Source organism: Turicibacter sp. T129 (genome assembly GCF_025594975.1).
Taxonomy (GTDB): domain Bacteria; phylum Bacillota_I; class Bacilli_A; order MOL361; family Turicibacteraceae; genus Turicibacter; species Turicibacter bilis.
The window spans coordinates 1-9,076 of record NZ_JAMQUU010000035.1; the positions used below are offsets into that span (position 1 = coordinate 1).

At 34.4% G+C, this 9,076-nt stretch carries 10 protein-coding genes; all 10 read left to right on the forward strand.

The window, feature by feature from the left end:
• Positions 1-359 precede the first annotated feature (359 nt).
• The 10 genes from NEH75_RS07205 to ileS all read left to right on the forward strand — a co-directional run bounded on the left by NEH75_RS07205 (position 360) and on the right by ileS (position 8,992).
• Positions 360-1,133 carry a sigma-E processing peptidase SpoIIGA gene (locus NEH75_RS07205; RefSeq protein WP_262948699.1) on the forward strand — a complete coding sequence of 258 codons (774 nt, stop codon included), beginning with the start codon at positions 360-362 and terminating at the stop codon, positions 1,131-1,133.
• 28 nt (positions 1,134-1,161) lie between these two features.
• Positions 1,162-1,872, forward strand: coding sequence for an RNA polymerase sporulation sigma factor SigE (gene sigE / locus NEH75_RS07210; RefSeq protein WP_055243182.1), 711 nt, complete (start codon positions 1,162-1,164; stop codon positions 1,870-1,872).
• Positions 1,873-1,978: 106 nt separating this feature from the next.
• A complete protein-coding gene (gene sigG, locus NEH75_RS07215) occupies positions 1,979-2,758 on the forward strand; it encodes an RNA polymerase sporulation sigma factor SigG (RefSeq protein WP_055304650.1) in 780 nt (259 codons plus the stop codon).
• 129 nt (positions 2,759-2,887) lie between these two features.
• Positions 2,888-3,154 (forward strand): YlmC/YmxH family sporulation protein, encoded by a 267-nt coding sequence (locus NEH75_RS07220; protein ID WP_055304652.1) that lies wholly within the window; start codon positions 2,888-2,890, stop codon positions 3,152-3,154.
• A gap of 107 nt (positions 3,155-3,261) precedes the next feature.
• The gene (locus tag NEH75_RS07225) at positions 3,262-3,921 is read left to right on the forward strand and encodes a YggS family pyridoxal phosphate-dependent enzyme (protein WP_055243179.1); all 660 of its coding nucleotides are present in this window, start codon (positions 3,262-3,264) and stop codon (positions 3,919-3,921) included.
• A gap of 44 nt (positions 3,922-3,965) precedes the next feature.
• Positions 3,966-4,466, forward strand: a complete 501-nt coding sequence (locus tag NEH75_RS07230) for a cell division protein SepF (protein WP_055243178.1) — start codon at positions 3,966-3,968, stop codon at positions 4,464-4,466.
• A gap of 5 nt (positions 4,467-4,471) precedes the next feature.
• Entirely contained in the window at positions 4,472-4,726 is a 255-nt protein-coding gene (locus tag NEH75_RS07235) for a YggT family protein (protein ID WP_055243177.1), read from the forward strand.
• Entirely contained in the window at positions 4,723-5,493 is a 771-nt protein-coding gene (locus NEH75_RS07240; protein ID WP_055243176.1) for an RNA-binding protein, read from the forward strand. The genes NEH75_RS07235 and NEH75_RS07240 overlap by 4 nt, the downstream gene beginning before the upstream one ends.
• 14 nt (positions 5,494-5,507) lie before the next feature.
• Positions 5,508-5,924 carry a DivIVA domain-containing protein gene (locus tag NEH75_RS07245; RefSeq protein WP_055243175.1) on the forward strand — a complete coding sequence of 139 codons (417 nt, stop codon included), beginning with the start codon at positions 5,508-5,510 and terminating at the stop codon, positions 5,922-5,924.
• Between the two features lie 332 nt (positions 5,925-6,256).
• Positions 6,257-8,992, forward strand: coding sequence for an isoleucine--tRNA ligase (gene ileS, locus NEH75_RS07250; protein WP_262948700.1), 2,736 nt, complete (start codon positions 6,257-6,259; stop codon positions 8,990-8,992).
• Positions 8,993-9,076 lie beyond the last annotated feature (84 nt).

The following is a 9,076-nucleotide window of genomic DNA, read 5'->3' on the forward strand; positions in this document are numbered from 1 at the left end:
GCTCGGAGATGTGTATAAGAGACAGATACGGAACCGTACGTACGGTGGTGTGAGAGGACGATGATTAAATTAATTAATTATCTCCTACTCGATTTGTTAATAAAGATGAGTTAATTGTAATAAGAGAAAGTGTGGCTCAGTAAGTGGAATAGTTTACTCAAGGCGAGATTAAAAGATATCAATATATATGTATTTTATATATTAGATATACTTTTTATACCTTGAACAATAAAAGTTTTTACGAAAAAAGATAATATCCGTCTTAAATAAAATGGATAAGCAACAAAGAATTGACAGATTTTACACTCTCAGTCGGATAAAATGTAGAGGTAATCATCGTTAGAAGAAGGAGGGGGTTTATGTACATCGATTTATTCATCATTCAAAATTTGATATATGATTACCTTATTTTAAATGGTGTTGCTATCTTAACTGATGAAAAAATGAGGCTCTCTCGCTTAAGCTTAGGATTAATCAGTAGTCTAGTTCTCAGTACATTGTTATTTATGATGGATTTTACGACTTTAGTAGGGCTAGTTCCATTTGTGATGCTAGCCATTGTATTTTCAAAACAAAACATCAAGTGTTTTATGACTAAAGTATTGTATTTCTATTGTTTAAGTCTTATATTAAGTGGAGCGATTTATACTATTAGTCATTTCATTAAATTTGATTTAACAATCATTCCATACATTTTAATTTTACTTGTTCTAGCATTTATTGTTACTTTAATCTATGTATTAAAGGTTCGCTGGTTGAATGATCAACAATTAATCAATCAATTTATTTATGATGTGCGTATTTTTTGCGGACCGATTGAAATTAAGGGGAGCGGTTTTGTGGATACTGGAAATCACCTAATAGATGAAAAAACAGCGCTGCCTATCATGATGGTTCCAAAAGAAATGTTTTGTAAAGAATCGATGGAAGATTTTTTAATGAAGCATCATCTATCATCTTGGTCTACCAGTTATTCTGTGATTAATGATGATCAGCAACACTTACTAGTGTTTAAACCAACATTATTATTAATTAATGACCAAGTTGTTCGAAACGTGCTGATAGGGGTAGTAGAAAATCAGTTTTATGAGTATGATTTTTTATTACAGCCAAGTATGGTTAGAAGTATATAAAAGGATAGGGAGTTAAGGGGGAAGTGGAATGCAGTCTTTAATGATGTTTTTTATCAATTGGTTTGAAAGGGTTTTTAAGCGTAAGAAGAAATATGTTAATTATATTCGTGGAAATGAAACGTTACCAGAACCATTATCAAAAGATGAGGAATTCAGAATTTTAACAAATTTTCAGGCTGGAGATGAACGAGCAAGACAAACACTCATTGAGCACAATTTAAGGTTAGTGGTTTATATTGCAAAGAAATTTGAAAGTTCTGGTGTTAACTTAGAAGATTTAATCAGTATTGGAACGCTTGGACTTATTAAAGGTGTGCAAACGTTTAAGATGGATAAAAATATTAAATTAGCCACGTATGCTTCACGATGTATCGAAAATGAAATTTTAATGCATCTTAGAAAGACTAACAGAATTCGACACGAAGTTTCATTAGATGAACCGTTAAATGTAGACTGGGATGGAAATGAATTATTACTTTCAGATATCTTAGGAACAGAGGAGAATGAGGTTTATAAAGATATTGAAGAGGATGTTGAACGACAACTTGTGTTTGATGCGATTAACCGTCTGAAACGTCGTGAGCGAGAGATTATGTATATGCGTTTTGGACTTTGTGGTGAGGATCCGTTAACACAGAAAGAGGTTGCACAAAAACTTGATATTTCCCAATCGTATATTTCACGACTAGAGAAAAAAATCATCGATAAAATTCGTAAAGAAGTTCTAAAAACAAAGTAAAATGTCGAAAAAAAGATAATAATAAACTGGTAAATCATGAATGATATGACATGATGTTGCTCATACTTCTTTGTAGAAACAATGTAATGCAACAGGAGGGGCCATCATGTCTAAACATAAAGTTGATATTGTCGGTGTAGACACGTCAAAATTAGAAGTATTAACAAATATAGAAATGGTTGAATTATTCAAAAAATTTCAAAGTGGTGATATGAGTGCCCGAGAGACATTAATTAAAGGTAATTTAAGATTAGTTCTAAGTATAATAAAAAAATTTAATCACCGAGGAGAAAATCTAGATGATCTTTTCCAAGTTGGGTGTTTAGGTTTAATGAAAGCTATTGATCATTTTGATTTATCACATGAGGTGAAGTTTTCGACGTATGCTGTTCCGATGATCATTGGTGAAATTCGACGCTACTTACGAGATAATAACTCATTACGTGTTTCTCGCTCCTTAAGAGACACCGCTTATAAAGTGCTTCAGATGAAGGACCAGCTATCCATTGAATTACAGCGTGATCCGACGAATGAAGAGATTGCTGCGGCAATAGGTGTTGAGCCGATAGATGTTGTCTTATCTGTTGAGGCGATTTCTGATCCTGTTTCAATTTTCTCTCCTATTTACAATGATGGTGGAGATACTATTCATTTGATTGATCAAATCAGAGACGACAGTATTACGGATGAAAAATGGAGTGTCAAATTGATGCTTGAAGAAGGGTTTAAACGTCTTGGTAAACGTGAAAAACGTATTATCCATGATCGCTATTTCATGGGAAAAACGCAGGTGGAGATTGCAGCTGAAATTGGAATCTCGCAAGCGCAAGTGTCACGTTTAGAAAAGAATGCTCTACAAATTATGGAAGAAATGATGAAAAGTTAATTATGAAAGAATCAGCGTTTGTTGGCGCTGATTCTTTTTCTATAAAAATTGAATGTAAATTTGAATATTACATATTTATTGAGAGAAGTACATAAAATAAATTACAAAGATAAGAAGGCGGGGGAGAAGATGAAAGATTCAATTATGACATTGAGTGATATTGAAGAAAAAGATGTAATTAATGTGGTGACTGGTGAGCGTATTGGATTTGTTTCTAGTTTAAAAATTGATACAAACTCAGGACAAATTATTGCAATTACAGTACAACCTTCTATGAGATTTGTTAGTTTTTTTTCGAAAGATGAATCAGCGGTTGTCGTCCCATGGAATCAAATTTTGAAAATTGGGGAAGATGTAATTATTGTGAATGTGGCTCAGCGATTAAATGAATATTAAGCTGTCATATTTACGAGATACATCGTAAAAAAATTTTCCATTCAATATGAAATATGGTATAATTTATAGTATCATGCAGTAATATTATTAGTTGATAGGTGTGTAATATGAATATTCAAAAAAACGTCGATGCAGTTCGACAAAATATCCAATCATTTACTACTGATCCACAAGCTGTAAACATTGTTGCTGCAACAAAATATGCTGATCCAGAGCAAATGATTGCACTTTTTGAAAGTGGAATTACGATGATGGGTGAGAATCGTGTGGATTCTTTGTTAGAGAAGAAATGCCAATTATCTTTACCTATTGAGTGGCACTTTATAGGGACCTTACAGTCACGTAAAGTGAAGGACGTGATTAATGAGATTGCTTGCCTTCATTCACTCGATCGTTTATCACTTGCAAAAGAAATACAGAAATACCGACAACAGCCATTACCTTGCTTTATTCAAGTTAATGTAAGTGGAGAAAAGAGCAAACATGGTCTTCGTTCTGAGGAAGTGATTCCGTTCTTACAAGCTTTAAAAGAGTATCCAATCATTAAAGTGATTGGGCTTATGACAATGGCTCCAAATACGGAAGATGAGACCATCGTTCGCGACTGCTTCAAATCGCTAAAGCAATTACAGGTCAGTATTTCACAGTTAAATCTAGAAGGAGTAGAGTGTTCAAATTTATCAATGGGAATGAGTAATGACTATACGATTGCCATTGAAGAGGGAGCAACCCATATACGATTAGGGTCCATTCTATTTCAAGACTAGTATATCCAGCACATAAAGAGAATTAGTTATAGGAGGAGAAGAAGATGAGTTTTAAAGATAAGCTTAAAACAATGATGGGAATAGATGAAGAGGAATATGAGATGGATGACTTCGAAGAAGAGTTCGAAGAGCCTGAAGTGGTAAAACCAACGCCAGCCCCTAAACCAGATTTAACAGTTGTATCAAATCCAGCAAATCAAACGATAAATAAAGGAAAGAGTACTGTGATGCCAATGAATACAGAAACAAATAAACTAAAATTTGATAGCAATTTAAATAAAGTTATTATTCGTGAACCAAATGAATACTCAGATGCACAAGATATTGCAGATTGTTTAAAAGAAAACTATCCGGTTTTCATTAATTTACAACGCTTAGAAAAATCACAAGCGAAACGCGTGGTCGACTTCTTAAGTGGAACAATCTATGCTATTGATGGAGATATTAAACGCGTTGGAACAAACTTATTCTTATGTACACCAAAAAATGTTGAAACAGAAGGACAAGTGACAATGAACGAAACACAACCAGAAATAGAGGAGTAATACATATGGCACAAATCATATTATTATTTACAGCTATTTTGAGAATTTATGAATTCTTAATGATTATTTACATTTTAATGAGCTGGATTCCAGAAAGTCGTTCTACACAATTAGGGCGTGTCATTGGTGGATTTGTTGAGCCGTACTTGTCAATTTTCAGAAAAATTATTCCTCCACTTGGAATGATTGACTTTTCACCAATTATCGCATTTATCGTGTTAGATCTTGCTATGCAAGGATTAATTAATATCTTATTATGAGACTCGAGCATTTTAATAAACACGAATATGAATTTGTCACGAAGGTTAATGACTGGATTCATCAAGTTTATTATAGTCATAAGATAAAAAAGACAAAATTTTTAACACCACGTGAACAACAAGTTGTTCAAGTATTGGTGAATGAGTTTGAGGATGTAGTGGTTCGATTTGAGGGAGGCTTTAAAAATGCTGAACGAAAACGAGCCATTATTATCCCAGCTTATTTATCAGGTGAGTTGTTTGATCAGACAGTGGTTGGTTATGAGGTGCAGTATCATCATCGTCTAGTGACAATTGAACATCGACAAGTTCTTGGCTCGCTAACGGCACTTAATATTGACCGAGCGTTGGTCGGTGATATTTTAGTGTTAGAGACAGGGAAGATTTATGTTGCTATTTGTGAAGAGTTTGCATCGTTTATTATGCAGTATTTCACTAAGGTGGGACGACATCCTATCTCACTCCTGAAGGTCGATATCAAAGGGTTAGAAAAGCTAGAACAATATGAAGAAAATGAATATATTATCAGTTCGATGAGACTTGATGTTGTGGTGGCTAGCTTGATGAAGGCTTCACGTTCCGAAGTGTTTGAATACATGAAGCAAGGAAATATCCAGCTTAATTTTAAATTAGAACAAAATCACTCGTATCAGTGTAAAATTGGTGATGTTATCTCGATTAAACGATATGGACGATATAAACTATTGGCACAAAAATCAATCACTAAGAGTGGAAGAATTGTAGTTATTATTGGGAAAACAGTGTAGTTAGGGGGGAAGACATGACGCCAGCAGAGATATTAAAGACTCAGATGAAAAAATCGTGGGGAAAGTTTTCAGATGATGAACTTTATCGTGTCTTTTGTTTATTGATTGAACAAATAGAAGCATTAGAAAAGCAAAATAAATCATTAAAAAAAGAAGTGCAAACTATGCAAGAAAACTCTGAATCCCATTTGAAATCCGAACTGGAACAGATTGAATTATTGAAATCACATGCCAAACGCGATGCGATTAAAATCATTCAAGAAACAGAAAAAATTTCTAAGGTCATGATTGAGCAAGCCATTTGTGATGTAGAGAAGATCATGGAGGAAACAGCACTGTTTGAGCAACAACAACTACAAATTAAAGATGAATTAATCGATTTCCTAAATACAAAAGTTGATGATATTCGAAATTGTTTTGGAAAAAGTTAAAAAATCTATTGATTTTTTTAACTGAATTCTTTAAAATGATAAACAAATATAGTAAATATTAGCGAAGAGTGGACCATGCTATATTATCAACTTTTTTCTAGCGAGTCGGTGACGGTGAAAGGCCGATAAAAAGAGTAGTATAGAATCAACCAGGAGCTTTCATGTGATAAAAAGCATGACGTATACTATGCGATAAATAGTTTGAGGCAGTAGCTTTTTGATTTCTACTGCGAATTAAGGTGGTACCACGGAACTTTTCGTCCTTATGTGATGAAAAGTTCTTTTTATTTTCGCAAACTATATGAGGAATATAAAAAAGGAGCGATCGTACGATGGAATTAAAAGAAACCTTATTAATGCCTAAAACAGATTTCCCAATGCGTGGAAACCTTCCAAATCGTGAACCACAAATTGAGCAAAAGTGGTATGACGAAAATGTCTATCAACGAGTATTAGATAAAAATAAAGATAAAACGCCTTTCGTTTTACATGACGGACCTCCATATGCTAATGGAAATATTCATATGGGACATGCATTAAACAAAATTTTAAAAGACTTTGTTGTTCGTTATAAAAATATGAATGGATTCTATTCTCCATATATTCCAGGTTGGGATACACACGGACTTCCAATCGAGCAAGCTTTAACAAATAATAAAAAAGTTAATCGTAAAGAAAAAACAATTGCTGAATTCCGTGAATTATGTAAGCAATATGCTTTAGAACAAGTTGAAGGACAAAAAGCGCAATTCAAACGTTTAGGGGTATTAGGTGATTGGGAAAATCCATATATCACATTACAAAAAGAATTTGAAGCTGAGCAAATCAAAGTCTTCGGTAAAATGGTTAAAGACGGTTTAATCTACAAAGGGTTAAAACCAATCTATTGGTCACCATCTTCTGAAACAGCATTAGCTGAAGCAGAAATCGAATATCATGATAAAAAATCTCCATCAATTTATGTGGCATTTAAAGTACAAGATGGAAAAGGTATTTTATCAGGAGATGAAGAGTTCGTTATCTGGACAACGACACCTTGGACAATTCCAGGAAACTTAGGAATCTGTGTGAACGCAGATTTAGAGTATGCGACAGTTGCTGTTAACGATCGTAAATTCATTGTTGCTAAAGAGTTAGTGAAACAATTAGCGGAAGAGTTCGGATGGGAAAACTATGAAGTGGTTGCAACTCATAAAGGTTCTGATTTTGAATATATGACAGCTAAACACCCTATCTTTGACCGTGAATCATTATTAATTTTAGGAGATCACGTCACACTTGAAGCTGGAACAGGTTTAGTTCATACAGCCCCAGGACACGGGGAAGACGACTTCAATGTTGGACGTAAATATAACTTAGAAGTCTTATGCCCAGTTGATCATCGTGGATATATGACAAAAGAAGCGTTAGAGTTCGAAGGATTATACTACGAAGATGCTAACAAAGCTGTTGGTCAAAAATTAGAAGAGAATGGTGCATTACTTGGATTAAAATTCATCACTCACTCATATCCACATGACTGGCGTACGAAAAAACCAATCATCTTCCGTGCGACTGAGCAATGGTTTGCTTCAATTGAAGCATTAAAAGATCAAATGATGGAACAAATCAAAGAAGTGAACTGGCTACCAGCTTGGGGAGAAGTTCGTTTAGGAAACATGATTAAAGATCGTGCGGACTGGTGTATTTCTCGTCAACGTGTTTGGGGAGTTCCAATTCCAGTCTTCTATGCTGAAGATGGAGAAGCTATCTTAGATGAAGCAGTAATCAATCATGTGGCTGACTTATTCCGTGAAAAAGGATCAAATATTTGGTTTGAATTAGAAGCTGAAGAATTATTACCAGCGGGATTCACTCACCCAGGTAGTCCAAATGGTAAATTCCGTAAGGAAATGGATATCATGGATGTATGGTTCGATTCAGGGTCATCTCACCACGGAGTATTAGTTGAACGTGGATTACCATACCCAGCAGATTTATACTTAGAAGGATCTGATCAATATCGTGGATGGTTCAACTCTTCATTATCAACAGGAGTTGCGATGACAGGGCGTGCACCATATAAAACAGTCGTAAGTCACGGATTCGTTTTAGATGGACAAGGACGTAAAATGTCTAAATCAATCGGGAATGTTATCGATCCATTAAAATTAATCAACATTTACGGAGCAGATATCGTTCGTTTATGGGTGGCTTCAGTTGATTACCAAGCAGACGTTCGTATTTCAGAAGACTTAATTAAACAAGTATCTGAAAGCTACCGTAAAATGCGTAATACATTCCGTTTCTTATTAGGAAACTTACATGGATTTAATCCAGAAACAGATTTAATGGCTTATGAAGACTTAAATGAAGTTGATCAATTCATGATGGTTCGTTTAAATGAATTAACAGCAGAATTAAAAGCTGCCTATGAAGAATACCGTTTCGATGATGTCTTCAAAACAGTGAATAACTATATCTCAAATGATTTAAGTTCATTCTACTTAGATTTCACGAAAGATATTTTATATATCGATGCAGAAGATAGTAAAGCTCGCCGTTCTATTCAAACAGTATTATATCACCATGTATCAGATATGGTTAGCTTATTAGCACCAGTTATTCCTCATACAGCGGATGAAGTTTATTCATATATCCCAGGAAGCACAGAAGTGTCAGCTTACTTAACTGATATGCCGACTGTAAAAGAGTATGCAAATGCGGCTGAAGTGACTGTAAAATGGAATCAATTATTATCACTTCGTCATGACGTATTAAAAGCATTAGAAGAGGCTCGTAATGAGAAAGTTATCGGTAAATCATTAACTGCTTCATTACACTTATATCCAGATGCGCAAACGAAAGAATTACTTGAGTCGTTACAAGCTGACTTAAAACAAATCTTCATCGTTTCTGAGTTAGTGATTGAAGAAGGAGCAGCTCCTGAAAATGCCTTAAAATTCGATGGATTAGCTGTTGTCGTTAAAGCAGCCGAAGGACACACATGTGACCGTTGCTGGTTAGTTGTAACTGATGTGAACGAACAAGGAATTTGTCCTCGTTGTTCAGAAGTTGTGAATGGATAGTAATTTTTAGACAATAACCTTTAGGTTATTGTCTTTTTTTATATCAAATCTCTTTATATAAAACGGCTCTTTGTCAACTGGTGT

Coding starts and splice junctions, on each gene's coding strand:
- NEH75_RS07205 (WP_262948699.1), top strand. CDS start 360: ATGTACATCGATTTATTCATCATTCAAAATTTGATATATGATTACCTT.
- sigE (WP_055243182.1), top strand. CDS start 1,162: ATGCAGTCTTTAATGATGTTTTTTATCAATTGGTTTGAAAGGGTTTTT.
- sigG (WP_055304650.1), top strand. CDS start 1,979: ATGTCTAAACATAAAGTTGATATTGTCGGTGTAGACACGTCAAAATTA.
- NEH75_RS07220 (WP_055304652.1), top strand. CDS start 2,888: ATGAAAGATTCAATTATGACATTGAGTGATATTGAAGAAAAAGATGTA.
- NEH75_RS07225 (WP_055243179.1), top strand. CDS start 3,262: ATGAATATTCAAAAAAACGTCGATGCAGTTCGACAAAATATCCAATCA.
- NEH75_RS07230 (WP_055243178.1), top strand. CDS start 3,966: ATGAGTTTTAAAGATAAGCTTAAAACAATGATGGGAATAGATGAAGAG.
- NEH75_RS07235 (WP_055243177.1), top strand. CDS start 4,472: ATGGCACAAATCATATTATTATTTACAGCTATTTTGAGAATTTATGAA.
- NEH75_RS07240 (WP_055243176.1), top strand. CDS start 4,723: ATGAGACTCGAGCATTTTAATAAACACGAATATGAATTTGTCACGAAG.
- NEH75_RS07245 (WP_055243175.1), top strand. CDS start 5,508: ATGACGCCAGCAGAGATATTAAAGACTCAGATGAAAAAATCGTGGGGA.
- ileS (WP_262948700.1), top strand. CDS start 6,257: ATGGAATTAAAAGAAACCTTATTAATGCCTAAAACAGATTTCCCAATG.